The sequence below is a fragment of the Aquihabitans sp. McL0605 genome (genome assembly GCF_049993875.1).
In the GTDB taxonomy this organism is placed as follows: domain Bacteria; phylum Actinomycetota; class Acidimicrobiia; order Acidimicrobiales; family Iamiaceae; genus Aquihabitans.
The window spans coordinates 2239457-2255702 of record NZ_CP188252.1 but is presented as its reverse complement, the minus strand read 5'-3'; the positions used below and the strand labels follow the sequence as shown (position 1 = coordinate 2255702).

Here is a 16246-nt window from a genome sequence, read left to right as displayed (position 1 = left end):
GTCAGGCGAACGTCCGCATGAGCCGGAGCACGTCGTCGGCATCGGGTCCGGTCCCGTGCAGGCCGGTGGCTGCGGCCGTGGCGCGCTGGCCGGCGACGGTGCACAGATCGAGGGCGGTGCCCGTGATGACCGTGGTGGCCGCGGCCGCGTCGCCGAACGTCCACGGCGAGCCGTCGGGGCCGGCCACGGTGAACGCCACCGGGCCGGCGGCGACGATGCCCTCCTGGCCCAGCGCGTAGGGGACGGTGCGCCACGTGAGGCGGACGGTGTGCCACAGGCGGTCGGTGGGCGGCGGCGGCGGACCGAACGCGACGGCCGCGTCGACGGTGTGGATCCACGACTCGGTGAGCCGCGTGGTGGCGAGCGAGCGGGCCGCGAGGTCACCGGCCACCCACTGCACGCGGGCGTCGGGGTCGCTCCGCTCGAACGCCTGGCTCTGGGCCTCGGCGCTGGCGATCCAGCGGTCGCGCGCCGCGCTGGGGTCGGTGCGCTGCGCGTCGACGAGCGCGCCGGCCCAGTCGTCGATCGATCCGGTCGGGCTCAGCCCGGCCGCGGCGCCGTCGACGAACTCCCCCAACCGGCCCTGCACGCTGGCGACGGCCATCTCGTTGGTCTGCGCCAGGTGGAGGAGCACGTCGGCCACGGTCCAGCCGTCGCACCGAGAGGGCTGGAGCAGCGCGGCCTCATCGGCGCCGGCCACGTAGCCGGCCAGCTCGACCTGTTGCGCCCGCAGCGCCGCGTTGACGTCGTCCACCCGCCCATCATGTCGCGGTGGACGCCGGCGTGACCCGGGTCGCGACCATCCCGCCCGCCACAACCCCCGCGGAACCTGGCCCCCATCCCGGACGAGGCGTCCGTGATCCGTGCCGCGTTCGGGCGGGGGCGGGGGCGTTCGGCGATGGCGGTCGAGCGCTACGAGGGTGACATGGCCGCGTGGATGGCGGCTTCGGTCGCCGCCAGCTGGTCCGTCGGGCTGATCATCGCCAGCTCGGTGCCGGCCTCGATGTCGGGAACGTGGCCGGGGGACATGTAGTAGACGTCGCCCTCCTCGAGCACCTCGTCGTGGTCCTCGTAGCGGACGGTGACCCGGCCCTTCACCACGTAGCCCCAGTGGGGGCAGGCGCAGCGCCCGCCCGGGAGCGAAGCGAGGATCGGGGTCATGTCGATGTGCTCGCGGAACGTGGTGAGCGAGACGGTGTGGCCGTCGGTGAGGCTGGCGCGGTCGAGCACCGGTCCCACGTCCTCGACCAGGTCGGCGTGGCTGCTGGAAACCTTCGTCATCGGTCTTCCTCCTGTGGTTCGACTTCCTCACCGGGACGGTACGGATGCGCAGCGATCCGGTCATGGGGTGAACCCCTCATCTTCCGCGGGTTCCAGGGCGCGGTCGGGCCGCTGGTCGTAGCCTCCGCGCGTGGACCTGGAGGCTCCTCCCGCGGCGGTGCGGTTGGCCGAGGTGCTCGCGGCCCTGTCGCTCGGCATCGACCTCGGGTTCGGGCAGCCGATGGAGCACGTCCTGCGCCAGTGCCGCATCGCCCTCCGGTTGGCCCAGCTGGTCGACCTCGACGAGCAGGAGCGGGCGACCGTCTACTACACGGCGCTGCTCGTCAACGTGGGGTGCCACACCGACGCGCACGAGCAGGCGCTCTGGTTCGGCGACGACATCGCGCTCCGGGCGACCAAGTACGACCACGACCCGTACAGCGTCGGCGACGTGGTCGCCATGCTCAAGCTGCTCGGCTCCGGAGGGACGCCGCTGCACCGGATCCGCGTCGGCTTCGACTTCGCGGTGTCGGGTCGCAAGGAGGCCGACGGGATGATGGAGCGCCACAGCCAGCTGGCCCGGTCCCTGGGCGAGGAGCTCGGCCTCCCGGAGCCGGTGCTCGCTTCGCTGATGGCGTCCTATGAGCGGTGGGACGGCAAGGGGTGGCCCGGGACCCTCGCCGGTGATGCCATCCCGATGGCGTCGCGCGTCACCCAGCTCGCCGAGTTCTCGGAGGTCGCCTTCCGGGCGGGCGGCATCGACGGCGCCGTGGAGATGGCGGATCGCCGGTCCGCGAAGCAGTTCGACCCGGCGCTGGTCGAGGCGCTGCGCGGCGATCCCGAGAAGGTGTTCCACGACCTCGAAGCGGACGGTTCGTGGGATGTCGTGATCAGCGGCGAACCGACCCTCGCGGTGCTGCTGTCACCGGCCGAGCTCGACGAGGTGCTCGCGGCCATCGCCCGCTTCGTCGATCTCAAGTCGCCGTACACGCTGGGTCACTCGGAGGCCGTCGCCGCCCTCTCGGCGCGGACCGCAGAGCTGCTCGGCGCGCCGGAGGCCGAGGTCGATGCCGTGCGCCGGAGCGGCCTGGTGAGCGGGTACGGGCGCCTGGGGGTCTCGAACGCCATCTGGGACAAGGCCGGACCGCTCACGGCGGGTGAGTGGGAGCGCGTCCGCCTCCACCCGCACTTCACCGAGCGCATGCTCCACCAGGCCGCGGCCCTCGCCTCGGCCGGGGGTGCCGCGGTGCAGCTCCGGGAGCGGCTGGACGGCTCGGGGTACCCGCGGGGCCTCGACGGCGCGGCGATCTCGCGCGACGGGCGCGTGCTGGGCGCGGCCGACGCCTACCAGGCCATGTGCGAGCCGCGTCCCCACCGCGAGCCCCTGCTCGCCCAAGAGGCAGCCGATCAGCTCCGGGCCGAGGGGCGGGCCGGCCGGCTCGACCCCGACGTGGTCGACGCCGTGCTCGAGGCAGCCGGCCACCGTCGGAGCCGCCGGCAGCGGGGCCCTGGAGGACTGACCAACCGGGAGGTCGAGGTGCTGCGCCTGCTGGTGCTGGGCCTGTCGAACAAGGAGATGGCCGCCCGGCTGGTGATCGCGCCCAAGACGGTGGGCAACCACGTCGAGCACATCTACACGAAGATCGGCGCCTCGAACCGAGCCGGCGCCAGCCTCTACGCCATGCGCCACGGTCTCCTCCCGGTCGAGCCGTAGCCCGACGGCGCGGCACGGCTCGCGTGCAGGCGGTAGACCGTCGCGATGGACGCGCGGGGTTCACGGGCGACGTGATACTGACGCCGGATCAGCGCCTGCGGGTGTTCGTCAGCTCCACGCTCGGCGAGCTGGCGCCCGAGCGGGTCTCGGTCCGGGGCGCGGTCGAGCGGCTCCACCTCATCCCGGTGATGTTCGAGCTGGGCGCGCGGCCCCACCCGCCGGCGCAGCTCTACCGCGCCTACCTCGACCAGAGCCACGTGTTCGTGGGGGTGTACTGGGAGCGGTACGGCTGGGTGGCGCCCGACGAGACCATCTCGGGGTTGGAGGACGAGTTCCTCCGCTCGGACGGGATGCCGCGGCTCATGTACATCAAGGAGCCGGCGCCCGAGCGCGACGCGGCGCTGACCGAGCTGATCGGGCGCCTTGCCGACAACCCCGATTCGTCGTACCGCCGGTTCTCGACGCTGGAGGAGCTGGCCGACCTGGTCGAGGGCGACCTGGCCATCTTGCTGAGCGAGCGGTTCGAGGCGAACGATCATCCCGTCGTGGTGCCCGGGTCGACCATGCGGAACGCGCCGCCGGCCCTGCTCGCGCCGCTCACCCCCACCATCGGTCGCCGCTACGTGGTCGAGGCGATCGCCGACCTCGTGCGATCGGGAGCGCGGCTCGTCACCATCACCGGCACCGGCGGCGTGGGCAAGACGCGGGTGGCCTCCGAGGTGGCGCGCGCCGTGGAGCCCGACTTCGACGAGGTGCGCATCGTGCGCATCGGCGACGTGGTGGACCCGGCGCTCGTCACCGCCACGATCGCCGCCGCGATCGGCGCCACGGTGGAACGGGCCCGACCGGCGCTCGATGCCGTCGTCGACGCGGTCGGAGCCGACCACCTGCTCCTGGTGCTCGACAACCTCGAGCAGGTCACCGAGGCCGGTCCCGAGCTCGCGCTGCTGCTCGACCGGTGCCCGGGACTGGCGCTGCTGATCACCAGTCGCCACGTGCTGCGGCTGCGCGGCGAGCACGAGCACCCGCTCGCGCCGCTGGAGGTTCCCGGGCGGACCGCCGAGGATGCGCCCGACGCGGTCGAGCGCCTGGGCGCGATGGCGGCGGTCGAGCTGTTCGTCGAGCACGCCACCGCCGCCCGCCCGGCCTTCCGCCTCGACGCGTCGAACGCGGCCGCGGTGGCGGAGCTGTGCCGGCGCCTCGACGGCCTGCCGCTCGCCATCGAGCTGGTCGCCGCCCGCACGCGCCTCCTCTCGCCCGAGGCGCTCCTCGACCGCCTGGGGGACAGGATCGATCTGCTGGCGAGCGGCAGCGTCGACCTGCCGGACCGCCAGCGCACGCTCCGGGCGACGCTGGACTGGAGCCACCGGTTGCTCGATGAGCGCGAGCAGGCGCTGTTCGCCCGCCTCGCCGTGTTCCGCGGCGGGGCCTCGTTGGAGGCGGTGGAGGCGGTGTGCGCCGCGGAGCCCATCGACGACGTGCTCGAGACGCTGTCGTCGCTGCTGGAGAAGAGCCTCGTGGTCCTGGTGGAGGACACCGGTGCCGGACCGCGCATCGCCATGCTCCAGACGGTGCGCGCCTACGCCTGGGAGCGGCTGCTGCAGCGGCCCGAGCTGGCGGCCACGCGCGACCGCCATGCGGAGCGGTGCCTGCAGCTGGTCCTCAGCTGCGATCCGGCGCACCAGGCCCGGGCGACCAACCAGTGGGCCGAGCTCGAGCGAGACCTCCCCAACGTCCGCGCCGCGATCGCGTGGCGGACCGAGCAGGACGATGGCGCCGCGCTCGGCCTCTTCGCCGCGTCGCTGTGGGCCTGGTACTGGCTCGGCGGCCGGATGTCGGAGGGCCGGGCGTGGATCGAGGGCCTGGCGCCCCGGCTCGACCGGGCCGAGGGGGTCGCTGATGGCGAGGCGGAGGCCTGCGTCAGCGAAGCGCTCGGGGCGGTGCGCTTCTCGCTCGGCGACCGCGCCGGTGCCGAAGCCCTGCTCCGGCGGGCGCTCGCCGCCTACCGCGCCACCGACGACCTCGAGGGCATCGCGATCGTCTCCTGCCTGTTGGCGGTGATCATCCCGGCGGTCGACGGCTCGATCGCGGAGGCGGTGGAGCTGGCCACCGCGGCTGTCGCCGGCGGGCGTGCGCTCGGCCTCGACTGGGGCCTGGCCTTCGCCCTCGCCGTGCTCGGCTCGGTGACCAGGCGGGAGGGATCGGTCGAGCAGGGCATCGCCCTCCAGCACGAGGCGCTCGTCCTCGCGAGGGAGGTCGGCGAGCTGGTCCTGATCGGCCAGATCCTTGGCCAGCTCGCGATCGGGGCCCTGCGCGACGGCGATCTCGACGAGGCGGCCTCGTTCCTCGCCGAGGCGGCCGACTGCTGCCGGCTGACGCGGCAGACGGAGGAGACGGTCTTCTGCCTCGAGATCGGGGCCGCCATCGCGTTCGGGGACGATCGCATCCGCGAGGCCGCGGTGCTGATGGGTGCGGCCGACGCCATCAGGGACCGAGTCGAGGTGGCGGTGTGGCCTGTCATGCAGGCCCAGCGCGCCGCGCTGGTCGCTGCGCTCGCCGAAGCGCTCGGCCCCGACGAGCACGCGGCCGCCCGCGCGGCAGGGTGTGCTGCGGACCCGTTCGTCCTGCTCCCGACGACGACCCGGTAGGTCCGGACCGACGAGCCGTCACGAGGGTGGAGCCAGGGGCGCCACGCCGACACATCGGGGTCGGAGACGGCGCGGCCGGCGCGCAGGGGGGGCGGTGGGGCGCGACGGCGCCCCGAACCAAGGTCCGGGGCGCCCTTCCGCGGAGAGGGTGGGATTCGAACCCACGGTGAGTTTCCCCACACACGCTTTCCAAGCGTGCCGATTCGGCCGCTCTCGCACCCCTCCGGGCACTGCACTTCTACGTCCACACCCGCAGGAGGCGACCGGGCGGTCTGCGGCACTCCTCAGACACCGCTGAGAGCTGCTGCCTTCCGGCCCTGACCCGGTTCACGGGCTGAAGATGCACAGGACCCGGCCGCCACCTGCGGGTGCGGACAGATCCACGATAGTCGGCCGGCCCGGCCCTGCGTCCATGCGGGCCGGTGACCAGGGGAGATCCGCGGCGCCCGCCGAGGGCGCCGGGTACGGTCAGGCCGACCGCTGCGGAAGGATCTGACCATGGGCTGTGGATGCATCGTCGCGATGATCGGGATGGCGGCGCCCCGCTTCGCCATCTTCCTGGTGTGGTTGTTCAGCGACCGCATGGCCATCGCGTTCAACGGGTTCCTGGAGGCGTTCCTCGGGTTCTTGTTCCTGCCGTTCACCACGCTGTTCTTCGCGCTGGTCTACGCCCCGGTGGGCGGGGTCAGCGGCTTCGGCTGGATCATCGTCGGCTTCGGCCTGGTCCTCGACATCAGCTCGTACACCAGTGGCGCCAAGGCCCGAGCCGACCGGGCCGCCTCCATCTGAGCCCCAGCGGGCAGGTCAGCCGAAGGTGATCGGCTCGATGTCGTCCATGCAGGACGTGTCGGGGTAGCCGCTCGGATCGTCCATGAAGGCGAACCAGATCGTGCGCGCGCAGTCGTCGCTGCCCACGGCGCCGTGGCCGACGTTGGGGAACAGGAGCAGGTCGACGCCGAGCGCGTCGGCCACCCGCTGCGAGCCCGACACCTGGGTCACGGGATCGAACCGGCCGGCCATGGCGATGATGGGCACCTTGACGTCGTCCTTCTTCAGGAGCTCGTTGTAGGGCGGCGGGTTGGACTCGACGTCCCACTCCGGGCAGCCCGTCTCGGGCAGCCCGAGGTAGACGAGCGCGGAGAGCTCGGGGTGCTCCTCCAGGAACGGGTCGACCTTGCTGGCGTCGAACAGCTCCTGGTTGTCGGCGCAGTCGACCGACGTGGTCATGCCGTCGGTCTGGTCGGTGGCCAGGGGGATGCCCGACTCGGCGATGGCGTCGACCACGCCGTTGTCGCCGTTGACGATGGCCTGCGCGACGCCGGGCAGGACGGGGATCAGCGAGTTGTCGTACATGGCGTTGAACAGGCCCGCCCACACGTCCTGGCCGGTGAGCGAGACCTGGCGCTCCTTGCCGGTCTGGTTGTCGATGACGGAGGTCTCGTAGGGGTCCTTGTCGAGGATGGCGGCGGCCTTGTCGAACAGGACGTGGAGGTCGCCGTACTTCTTCGCGCAGGCGGCGTCGTCCGCGCAGGCTCGGTAGAGCTGGTCGAACGACTTCAGCGCGCTCTCGCCGCGGGCCACGCCGCCGAGGCCGGCATCGGGCGGCACGATCGAGTCGAGCAGCACCGAGCGCAGGCCTTCGGGGTGGCTGCGGACGGTCTCGATCGCCAGTGCCGACCCGTACGACACGCCCCGCAGGTTCCACTCGTCGATGCCGAGCGCCACCCGGAGGTCGGCCAGGTCGGCGGCGTTCTGGACGGTGTTGTACCCGTTGAGATCGACCCCCTCGGCGACCAGGCGCTTGCGGCACGCCCGCATGCTGTCCTGGAGGCGGGCGCCCTCGGTGGGGGCGTCGTCGGTGGTCCGGAACGACTCCCAGATGGCCTCGTTGGCCTCGGGGCAGTCGAGGTTGGGCTTGGAGAACCCGGTGCCGCGCTGGTCCCAGAGGATGTAGTCGCGGTCGTCGAGCACGGGCGAGGTGGCGTCGTTGCCCACGTCGGCCAGGCTCGAGAAGCCGGGTCCGCCCTCGAGCCGGACGACCGGGTCGGGCTTCGGGTCAGGGGACGTCGAGTGGAGGGTGGCGACCGCGAGCTGGATCATGCGGCTGTCGGGATCGAGCCGGTTCTCGGGGACCGCCACGGTGCCGCACGTGACGTCGACGATGACCGCGTCGCCGAGGCGCATCGGGCACTCGCCCTCCTTGAAGACCGGCTCGGGCCAGTCGATCGCCTTCACGGTGGTGCTGGTCGCCTTCGCCGCGGTGGTCGACGTGGTCTTCTCTGACCCGTCGCTGCCGTCTCCGCTCGAGCAGCTCGCCGTGGCCAGCCCGAGCACCGCCACCGCCAGGATCATGCGCTTCGCCATCGTCCCCATGGCCGCGGAGAGTACCGCCGGAGCGGCGTCCCGGCCCTCGAAACGAGGGTTGCCGACGATCGGTAGGGTGAGCGTCGATGGCCTACCAGTCGCTCTACCGCCGCTACCGACCGCACCGGTTCAGCGATGTCCGAGGCCAGGAGGAGGTGGTGCGCGCCCTGCGCAACGCCGTCCGTGAGGAGCGGGTGGGCCACGCCTACCTGTTCAGCGGCCCGCGGGGCACCGGCAAGACCTCCACCGCGCGCATCTTGGCCAAGGCGCTCAACTGCGTGAACCTCGACGGCGGCGAGCCGTGCGGGGTGTGCGACAGCTGCCTGGCCATCGATGCCGGCACGTCCTACGACGTCCAGGAGCTCGACGCCGCCTCCAACAACAAGGTGGAGGAGGTGCGGGAGCTGATCAGCCGGGTGGCGCTCGGATCGCCGGGGCGCACCAAGGTGTACATCCTCGACGAGGTCCACATGCTCACGCCGGCCGCCTCGGCCGCGCTGCTCAAGACGCTCGAGGAGCCGCCCGACCACGTCGTGTTCGTGCTGGCCACCACCGATCCGCAGAAGGTGCTGCCCACCATCCGCAGCCGCACCCAGCACTACGAGTTCCGGCTGCTGGGCGCCGAGGAGCTGTCCGAGCACGTCCGCTGGGTCATCCACGATGCCGAGTTGGGCCTGGGCGACGACGCGGTCGAGTACGTGGTCCGCGTGGGCGGCGGTTCGGCCCGAGACACGCTGTCGGCGCTGGAGCGGGTGGCTGCTGCAGGCGGCGTGGTCGACGACGGCGAGGCGCTCGGCGACCTGCTCGACGCCGTCGCCGCCGCCGATGCCGGCAAGGCCCTGCTCGCGGTGGCCGACGCGGTCGGCTCCGGCCGAGACCCCCGTGTGCTCGGCGAGGCCCTGCTCGCCCGGCTCCGCGACGTGTTCCTCCTGCGCATGGGCGCCCCGCTCACCCACTTGTCGCAGGCCGACCTCGACCGGGTGCAGGCTTGGGCCGACCAGCTCGGCGACCGGGCCACCACCCGCGCGCTCGAGTCGGTCGGCGATGCGCTCCTCGAGATGCGCCAGGCCCCCGACCCGCGCATCCCGCTCGAGGTGGCGCTGGTCAAGCTGACCCGCTCCGACACCGACGCCTCGCTCGACGGCCTCATCGCCCGGATCGCCAAGCTCGAAGCGGCGCTGGCCTCCGGTACGGCCGTGGCGTCGGCACCCGCTCCTGCGGCCCCGCCCGCGGTATCCCCGCCCCCCGCGGCGGCCTCCGCCCCCGCACCCCCGGCCCCGACCGAGCGAGCGCCATCGGCTCCCGCCCCCGTGGCGTCGGCCCCCGCCCCGGCTCCCGCCCCCGCCCCCGCCCCGGAGTCGGCGCCGCCCGTGACCGGTCCGGGCGGACCGGCCGCCCAGGCCCGCGCCCAGCTCGCGGCCCAGCGCGCCGACCGCGCCGCCAGGACCGGCGGGGCGCCGCGCCCGGCGCCCAGCGCCGCCGCCGCGCCCCCCGGGCCGCCGCCCAGCGCACCCCCCACCGCACCGCCTCCTGCGGCCGCCGACCCGGCCCCCGCTCCGGTCGCGCCGGCTCCCGACCCGACCCCTGCTCCCGAGCCCGAGGCGGCCGCACCGGTCGCGGCTGCCGCGCCGCCGAGCCCGCCGGCTCCCGCGCCGGCCGCGCCGGCCCCGGCGGTCGAGGCCGCATCGCCAGCCGCCCCGTCGCCAGCCGCCTCGTCGGGCGGGTCCGCGCCGGCCGGGCTGTGGGCCGACCGGGTGCTCCCGGCGCTGGCCGGGCTCACCAAGGCCATGTTCCAGACGGCCGATCTGGTGTCGGTCGACGGCGGCACCGCGGTGGTCCGAGTGGACAACGACCACCACCGCCAGAACTGCGAGCGCAAGCGCGCCGACGTCGAGCGGGTGCTCTCACAGGAGCTGGGCCAGCCCATCACGATCACGTTCCAGGTGGCCGCGGGGGCCGAGGGCAGCGGAGGCGGCCCGGTGCCGTCGGCCGGTCGCCCCCCATCCCGCCCGCCCACCGATGATCCCGACGAGCACCTCGCCGGCGCCGACGTCCACGACCTCGACGACGCCCCCGACGCCCCCGCGGGCGGCCTGGCCGCGCTGGCCGAGGCGTTCCCCGGCGCCGAGCTGCTCGAAGAGAGCTGACCACCCACCTCGTTCCCTGGAGGAACCGTGAGCAACGATCCCGACCACGACGACGCCATCAGCGCCGACGCCATCGACTTCCCGGCGGCCTCGCCCCCCGGCGACGATCCGCTGGCCGCCCTCCTCGGCGGGGGCGGGCCCGGTGGCTTCGACTTCGGCGTGCTCATGGAGCAGGCCGGTCAGGTGCAGGCCCAGCTCATGGCGGCGCAGGAAGCGGCCGCGTCCACCGTGGTCGAGGGCGTGGCCGGCGGGGGCGCCGTGCGCGTCGCGGTGACCGGGAGCTTCGAGTTCCAGTCGGTGACCATCGCCCCCGAGGCGGTCGATCCCGACGACGTCGACATGCTCCAAGACCTGATCCTGGCCGCCCTGCGCGATGCGGTCGACGAGATCCAGGGCCTCCAGCAGGGCGGCCTGAGCCTGGGCGACATCGATCTCGGCGGCCTGCTGGGCGGGAGCTGACCCACCGGTGGCCACCTATGCCGGTCCGGTCCAGGACCTGATCGACGAGCTCGGCCGGATGCCCGGCGTCGGCCCCAAGTCGGCGCAGCGCATCGCCTTCCACCTCCTCAAGCTCCCCAAGGAGGACGCGGTCCGGCTGGCTCGCGTCATCGTCGAGGCCAAGGAGAAGGTCGCCTGGTGCGAGCGCTGCTTCAACCTGTCGGAGGGGCCGCTCTGCGGGATCTGCGCCGACGACCGGCGCGACGCCCACACGATCTGCGTGGTCGAGGAGCCCAAGGACCTGGTGGCCGTCGAGAAGACCGGTGAGTACAGGGGCAAGTACCACGTGCTCCAAGGCGCCATCAGTCCGATCGAGGGCATCGGCCCCGATCAGCTGCGCGTGAAGGAGCTGCTGACCCGCCTCGATCCCGAGGGCGTCACCGAGGTCATCCTCTGCACCAACCCCAACATCGAGGGCGAGGCCACCGCGATGTACCTGGGGCGGCTGCTCACGCCGCTCGGCATCAAGACCACCCGCATCGCCAGCGGCCTCCCGGTGGGCGGCGACCTCGAGTACGCCGACGAGCTCACCCTCGGCCGAGCGCTCGAAGGCCGTCGAGACATCTAGCGACGAGGTCGGGTCGGGATCAGCGCCGGCGGATGACGCGCCAGCGCCAGCGGCGGCGCGGCGGGGTGGAGCCGGCCGGCTCGGCCGACGGAGCGCTCGTGAGGTCGGCAGGGTGGTCGGTGCGCCACCGGTCGAGGAACTCGTCGACCGGGTGGGCCACCAGGGTGATGGGCGGGCCGGCGACGGCCACCCGGTTGGCCGTGCGGATCCGGTCGTTCACCGCCTCGATGCGCAGGCGGGCCTCGTCCTCGGTGGGTGCCTCGCGGGCGTCGCCCACGGCCCGCTCGATGTCGCGCCGCAGGATCAGCGACGGCGGCAGGACCTCCAGGCCCTCGTCGCGGATCTTCCGCTTGATCCACCAGTCGGCGTCGTGCTGGTCGGCCAGCTCGATCGGGCCGCGGGGCAGGTCATCGAACGCGCCCTTGGCCGCGCCGTCGCGGATCTGACGATCCACCCACGTCTCGAACGTGACCTGCGGAGGCTTCCGTCCAGCCATGCCCGGGAGCGTACCCACGACCCTCCCGGATCGAGCTCCGTTCTGGGTCCGGAGCGCGCCCACGCACCAGATCCACACGACGTTCGGGGCGGGATGCGCCGTTTTCGGGTGCAGGCGGGTGAGCCATGGTTCACACTGCACCTTGCAGTGCGGCCGCTGCGGCCGCTCGAACAGAGGAACCACCCCATGAGCCCCACCCCACCGTCCAGCGCGGACCTCCTTGCCTTCACCGATGTGGCCTCGGCCGTGGCGGGCGGCACCCGTCCCCACGCGCCGCTCTACGCCGCCGACCTCTACCGCGACATCCACAAGGGGATCCGCGCCGAGCTGTTCGGCCTGACGATGGCCGCCGGGAGCCTGGCGCCCGACGACGACACCGGCCGCGCCGCGCTCGCGGCTCACCTGGCCGCGGTCGAGACGCTCCTGACCCAGCACGCCGGGCACGAGGAGGACCACGTCGACCCGGTGCTGCGCGACGTGGCGCCGGACCTGGCCGAGGAGGTCGATGCCGAGCACGCGCAGCTCCACCACGCGTTCCACGCCGCGGCCGCGTTCGCCGCCGAGATCGTCCACGAGGAGGCGTCGGAGCGAAGAGGTGAGCTCCAGCTGCTCTACCTCCAGCTCTCGGGCTTCACCAGTGCCTACCTGCAGCACCAGCTGGTCGAGGAGCGGATCATCATGCCGCTGATCCTCGAGTCGATCGGGCCCGACGCCACCATGGCCCTGATGATGACGATCATCGGGTCGATCCCGCCCGAGCAGATGGCGGACGGCCTGGTGTTCATGCTGCCCGCCATGAACGCCCCCGACCGCGCCGAGATGCTCGGCGGCATGGCCGCCTCCGCCCCGCCCGAGGCGTTCCAGGGCGTGCTGGGCCTGGCCCGCACGGTGCTCTCACCCGATCAGTACGAGCGCACCGAGGCGCTCCTCCCCCGCTGATCGCACCCGGCCCGAGACGCGGCGAAGGGCGGCCCGGAGGCCGCCCTTCGCTCGGGTTCCATCGGACGTCGGAGGTGACGGGGCCCTCGGGGCTCCTGACCTACGACGCTCGCGTCGTGATCAGGTTCAGCCGTTGACCTGGAGGAGGATGGCGTCGCCCTGGCCACCGCCGCCGCAGAGGGCAGCAGCACCGAGGCCGCCGCCGCGGCGGGCCAGCTCCAGCGCGAGCTGGAGGGTGACCCGGGTGCCAGAGGCGCCGAGCGGGTGGCCGATGGCGATGGCGCCACCGTTGACGTTGGTGACCTCGTCGGTGATGCCCAGGTCTCGCATCGAGGCGATGCCGACGGCCGCGAAGGCCTCGTTGAGCTCGAACAGGCTCACGTCGGACACGGACTTGCCGGCCCGGTCGAGCGCCTTGACGATGGCGTTGGAGGGCTGGTGCAGGAGCGAGGCGTCGGGCCCGGCCACCTGGCCGTAGCCGACGATCTCGGCGAGGATCGGCGCACCGAGGGCCTCGGCCTTGGCCTTGCTCATCACGATGACGGCGGCGCCGCCGTCGGAGATCTGCGAGGCGTTGCCGGCGGTGATGTTGCCTTCCTTGTCGAAGGCGGGGCGCAGCTTGGCGAGGGTGTCGGCGGTGGTGTCGCCCCGCACGCCCTCGTCCTCGGTGACCACGACCGGGTCGCCCTTGCGCTGCGGCACGGACACCGAGATGATCTCGTCGTCGAACAGGCCGTTCTTGTGGGCGGCGGCCGCACGCTGGTGCGAGCTGGCGGCGAAGGCGTCCTGCTCCTCGCGGCTGATGCCCTGGGGCTCCTTGCCGCAGTAGGCCTCGGTGGAGGCGCCCATGGCGACGTGGTCGAACTGGTCCCAGAGGCCGTCGTACATCATCGAGTCGACGACCTTCTGGTCGCCGATCCGGTAGCCGCCCCGGGCGCCGGGGAGGAGGTACGGGGCGTTGGTCATCGACTCCATGCCACCGGCGACGACGACGTCGGCCTCACCGGCGTTGATCATGAGGTCGGCCAGGTAGATGGCGTGCATGCCCGACGGGCAGACCTTGTTGACGGTGGTGGACGGGACGCTCATGGGGATGCCGGCGTTCACCGCCGCCTGGCGGGCCGTGATCTGGCCGGCACCGGCCTGGAGCACGTGGCCCATGAAGACGTACTCGACCTGCTCGGGCGTGAGCCCGGCCCGCTCGAGGGCGCCCTTGATGGCGAAGCCACCGAGCTCGGCAGCGGAGAAGCTGGAGAGCGCTCCGGACAGCTTCCCGACCGGCGTGCGTGCGCCGGCGACGATGACAGATCCAGCCATTGGAGGTTCCCCTTGCGATGTGGCTTCGGACGGTTGCGTCATCGTACCGAGGGGTCACCCCGGCCTGTCCATCCGAGCGCCCGCCCGGCGCCTGCTCCACCAGGTCTGGCGCCCGCCGCGCCGGGGCTAGCTGATGGTGTCGGGCTCGGTGACCGCGAGGGCCTTGTCGAGCTTGGCCCGCAGCTCCGTGAGCTGCTGGCGGGAGGCGTCTCGGGCGCCGTTGAGCTCGTCGACCTGCCCGGTGAGGTGGGCGACCGCGGCCTGGGCCTGGTTCTCGGCCTCGACGCGGGAGCTCTCGATCATCTTGTCGACCCGGACCTGCGCGTCGGCCACCAGGCCGAGGGCTTCGTCCTGGGCGGCGGTGAGCTTCTGCTTGGCCTCGTTGTTGTGCTGCTCGGCCTCGGCGCGGGTGGCCTCGGCGTAGGCGTCGGCATCGGCGCGGGTCTTGGCGGCAGCGGCCTCGGACTCCGTCTTGAGCTTGGCGGCCTCGTCGCGGGCGGTGGCCAAGATGGCCTCGATCTGGCCGCCCAGGTTGGACAGCCCGCCGTCGGCCGCAGGGGCCTCGGCGGGTGCGGCGGGAGCCGCCTCCTCCGGAGCCGGCGCTTCGAACGCGGCGGCGACGGTCTGGAGGAACGAGCGCACCTCGTCCTTGTCGTAGCCGCGAAGGCCGACGAGGAACTCCTTGTTGGCGATCTCCTCCGACGTGATGGCCATGGTGCTCGGACTCCCGGGGGTTGTGCAGACGGACGGAACACTATCGGCGCCAACCTGGTCGTCGAGAGGAAACCGAGGATGCGGGCTTCGCCCCGATCGGGGGTCCACCTCTAGGATCGGCGGCCATGCAGGCCTTCCTCGATGCCATCACCGCCGGCGCGTCCGGCGACGACCTTGCCAACATCGCCATCCCGGAGTCGTACCGGGCCGCGTTCGTGAAGCGCGACGAGCAGACCATGTGGGAGGGGGTCGAGTCCGAGGACAAGGACCCCCGCAAGTCGCTGCACGTCGGCGAGGTGGCCACGCCCGAGCTGGCCCCCGACGAGGTCTACGTCGCCGTCATGGCCTCGGCCATCAACTTCAACACGGTGTGGACCTCGATCTTCGAGCCGCTCTCCACCTTCGGCTTCCTCGACCGCCTCGGCAAGGAGAGCGTGTGGGGCGCCCGCCACGCCCTGCCGTACCACGTGGTCGGCTCCGACGCCTCGGGCGTCGTGGTCCGCACCGGCTCGGCCGTCCGCAACTGGAAGGCCGGCGACAAGGTCACCATCCACTGCAACCACGTCGACGATCAGTCGCCGTCGGCCCACGACGACTCGATGCTCGCCGACAACCAGCGCATCTGGGGCTTCGAGACCAACTTCGGCGGGCTCGCCGACCTCACCGTCGTCAAGGCCAACCAGCTGATGCCCAAGCCCGCCCACCTCACGTGGGAAGAGGCGGCGTGCAACGCGCTCTGCAACTCCACCAGCTACCGCATGATCGTCAGCCCCCACGCCGCTGACCTCAAGCAGGGCCAGGCCGTCCTCGTGTGGGGCGCCACCGGCGGCATCGGCGGCTACGCCGTGCAGTACGTCCTCAACGGTGGCGGCACGCCGGTGGGCGTGGTGTCCTCCGACAAGCGCCGCCGCCTCCTCAACGAGATGGGCGTCGAGCACGTGATCGATCGCCGCGAGGCCGACTACAAGTTCTGGAAGGACGAGCACACCCAGGACGAGAAGGAGTGGCGCCGCCTCGGCAAGGACATCCGTGGCCTCATCGGCCGCGACGTCGACACCGTGTTCGAGCACCCGGGCCGCCAGACCTTCGGCGCCTCGGTGTTCGCCGCCGCCCGCGGCGGCAAGATCGTCACCTGCGCCGCCACCTCCGGCTACATGATCGAGTACGACAACCGCCACCTCTGGATGAAGCTGAAGAGCATCGTCTCCTCGCACTTCGCCAACTACAAGGAGGCCTGGGCGGCCAACCAGCTCATCGCCGAGGGCAAGATCCAGCCGCTCCTCAGCCGCACCTACTCCCTCGAGGAGACCGGCGAAGCCGCCCTGGCCGTGCACAAGAACCAGATCGAGGGCAAGGCCGGCGTGCTGTGCCTGGCCCCCGAGAAGGGCCTCGGCATCGACGACCCCGAGTTCCGCGCCAAGGTCGGCGAGGACAAGATCACCTTGTTCCAGCGCTTCGACCAGTTCGAGAGCTGACCCGGTAACGGGAAGGGCACTTCGGCTTCGCCGAAACAAGATCACGTGTTCATTGCTCGGCACGGCTGCGCCGCACCGAGTGTTCCAACGCTTCGATCAGGAAGCC

14 protein-coding genes, 1 tRNA gene and 1 other RNA gene are annotated in these 16246 nt (G+C 72.6%); 8 read left to right on the top strand and 8 right to left on the bottom strand.

The window, feature by feature from the left end; genetic code table 11:
* Nucleotide 1: 1 nt before the first annotated feature.
* Complete coding sequence (locus ACPPVX_RS10340) at nucleotides 2-754, bottom strand: maleylpyruvate isomerase family mycothiol-dependent enzyme (RefSeq protein ID WP_426574818.1); 753 nt, start codon at nucleotides 752-754, stop codon at nucleotides 2-4.
* 158 nt (nucleotides 755-912) lie between these two features.
* On the bottom strand, nucleotides 913-1281 hold the full coding sequence (locus ACPPVX_RS10335; protein WP_426574817.1) for an AraC family ligand binding domain-containing protein: 369 nt from the start codon (nucleotides 1279-1281) through the stop codon (nucleotides 913-915).
* 130 nt (nucleotides 1282-1411) lie between these two features.
* Here ACPPVX_RS10335 and ACPPVX_RS10330 point away from each other — a divergent pair, with 130 nt between their 5' ends.
* Entirely contained in the window at nucleotides 1412-2974 is a 1563-nt protein-coding gene (locus ACPPVX_RS10330; RefSeq protein ID WP_426574816.1) for an HD domain-containing phosphohydrolase, read from the top strand.
* A gap of 71 nt (nucleotides 2975-3045) precedes the next feature.
* Nucleotides 3046-5622 carry a DUF4062 domain-containing protein gene (locus ACPPVX_RS10325; protein WP_426574815.1) on the top strand — a complete coding sequence of 859 codons (2577 nt, stop codon included), beginning with the start codon at nucleotides 3046-3048 and terminating at the stop codon, nucleotides 5620-5622.
* Between the two features lie 140 nt (nucleotides 5623-5762).
* On the opposite strand, the gene ACPPVX_RS10320 is transcribed toward ACPPVX_RS10325, so the two are convergent.
* Nucleotides 5763-5847, bottom strand: a tRNA-Ser gene (locus ACPPVX_RS10320).
* A 33-nt stretch (nucleotides 5848-5880) separates the two neighbouring features.
* Nucleotides 5881-5979: signal recognition particle sRNA small type (ffs, locus tag ACPPVX_RS10315), an RNA gene on the bottom strand.
* 141 nt (nucleotides 5980-6120) lie between these two features.
* Here ffs and ACPPVX_RS10310 point away from each other — a divergent pair.
* A complete protein-coding gene (locus tag ACPPVX_RS10310) occupies nucleotides 6121-6411 on the top strand; it encodes a hypothetical protein (protein WP_426574814.1) in 291 nt (96 codons plus the stop codon).
* A gap of 15 nt (nucleotides 6412-6426) precedes the next feature.
* Here the strand turns inward: ACPPVX_RS10310 and ACPPVX_RS10305 are convergent, their stop codons facing one another.
* A complete protein-coding gene (locus tag ACPPVX_RS10305; RefSeq protein ID WP_426574813.1) occupies nucleotides 6427-7995 on the bottom strand; it encodes an alpha/beta hydrolase in 1569 nt (522 codons plus the stop codon).
* 77 nt (nucleotides 7996-8072) lie between these two features.
* Here ACPPVX_RS10305 and dnaX point away from each other — a divergent pair, with 77 nt between their 5' ends.
* Genes dnaX through recR form a run of 3 tightly spaced genes read left to right on the top strand, consistent with a single transcriptional unit; the run spans nucleotide 8073 to nucleotide 11199 of the window.
* Nucleotides 8073-10133, top strand: a complete 2061-nt coding sequence (gene dnaX / locus ACPPVX_RS10300; RefSeq protein ID WP_426574812.1) for a DNA polymerase III subunit gamma/tau — start codon at nucleotides 8073-8075, stop codon at nucleotides 10131-10133.
* Nucleotides 10134-10160: 27 nt separating this feature from the next.
* A complete protein-coding gene (locus ACPPVX_RS10295) occupies nucleotides 10161-10592 on the top strand; it encodes a YbaB/EbfC family nucleoid-associated protein (RefSeq protein ID WP_426574811.1) in 432 nt (143 codons plus the stop codon).
* Between the two features lie 7 nt (nucleotides 10593-10599).
* Entirely contained in the window at nucleotides 10600-11199 is a 600-nt protein-coding gene (recR, locus tag ACPPVX_RS10290; RefSeq protein ID WP_426574810.1) for a recombination mediator RecR, read from the top strand.
* A 19-nt stretch (nucleotides 11200-11218) separates the two neighbouring features.
* Here recR and ACPPVX_RS10285 read toward each other — a convergent pair whose 3' ends face one another.
* Nucleotides 11219-11695, bottom strand: coding sequence for a DUF1992 domain-containing protein (locus ACPPVX_RS10285; protein WP_426574809.1), 477 nt, complete (start codon nucleotides 11693-11695; stop codon nucleotides 11219-11221).
* A 186-nt stretch (nucleotides 11696-11881) separates the two neighbouring features.
* Here ACPPVX_RS10285 and ACPPVX_RS10280 point away from each other — a divergent pair, with 186 nt between their 5' ends.
* Nucleotides 11882-12634: a hemerythrin domain-containing protein gene (locus ACPPVX_RS10280; protein ID WP_426574808.1), complete on the top strand. Its 753-nt coding sequence runs from the start codon at nucleotides 11882-11884 to the stop codon at nucleotides 12632-12634.
* 126 nt (nucleotides 12635-12760) lie between these two features.
* Here the strand turns inward: ACPPVX_RS10280 and ACPPVX_RS10275 are convergent, their stop codons facing one another.
* Together ACPPVX_RS10275 and ACPPVX_RS10270 are read right to left on the bottom strand one after the other, a co-directional pair.
* Complete coding sequence (locus ACPPVX_RS10275; protein ID WP_426574807.1) at nucleotides 12761-13951, bottom strand: acetyl-CoA C-acetyltransferase; 1191 nt, start codon at nucleotides 13949-13951, stop codon at nucleotides 12761-12763.
* 126 nt (nucleotides 13952-14077) lie between these two features.
* On the bottom strand, nucleotides 14078-14665 hold the full coding sequence (locus ACPPVX_RS10270; RefSeq protein WP_426574806.1) for a DivIVA domain-containing protein: 588 nt from the start codon (nucleotides 14663-14665) through the stop codon (nucleotides 14078-14080).
* Between the two features lie 125 nt (nucleotides 14666-14790).
* Here ACPPVX_RS10270 and ccrA point away from each other — a divergent pair, with 125 nt between their 5' ends.
* The gene (gene ccrA / locus ACPPVX_RS10265) at nucleotides 14791-16140 is read left to right on the top strand and encodes a crotonyl-CoA carboxylase/reductase (protein ID WP_426574805.1); all 1350 of its coding nucleotides are present in this window, start codon (nucleotides 14791-14793) and stop codon (nucleotides 16138-16140) included.
* Nucleotides 16141-16246: the final 106 nt, after the last annotated feature.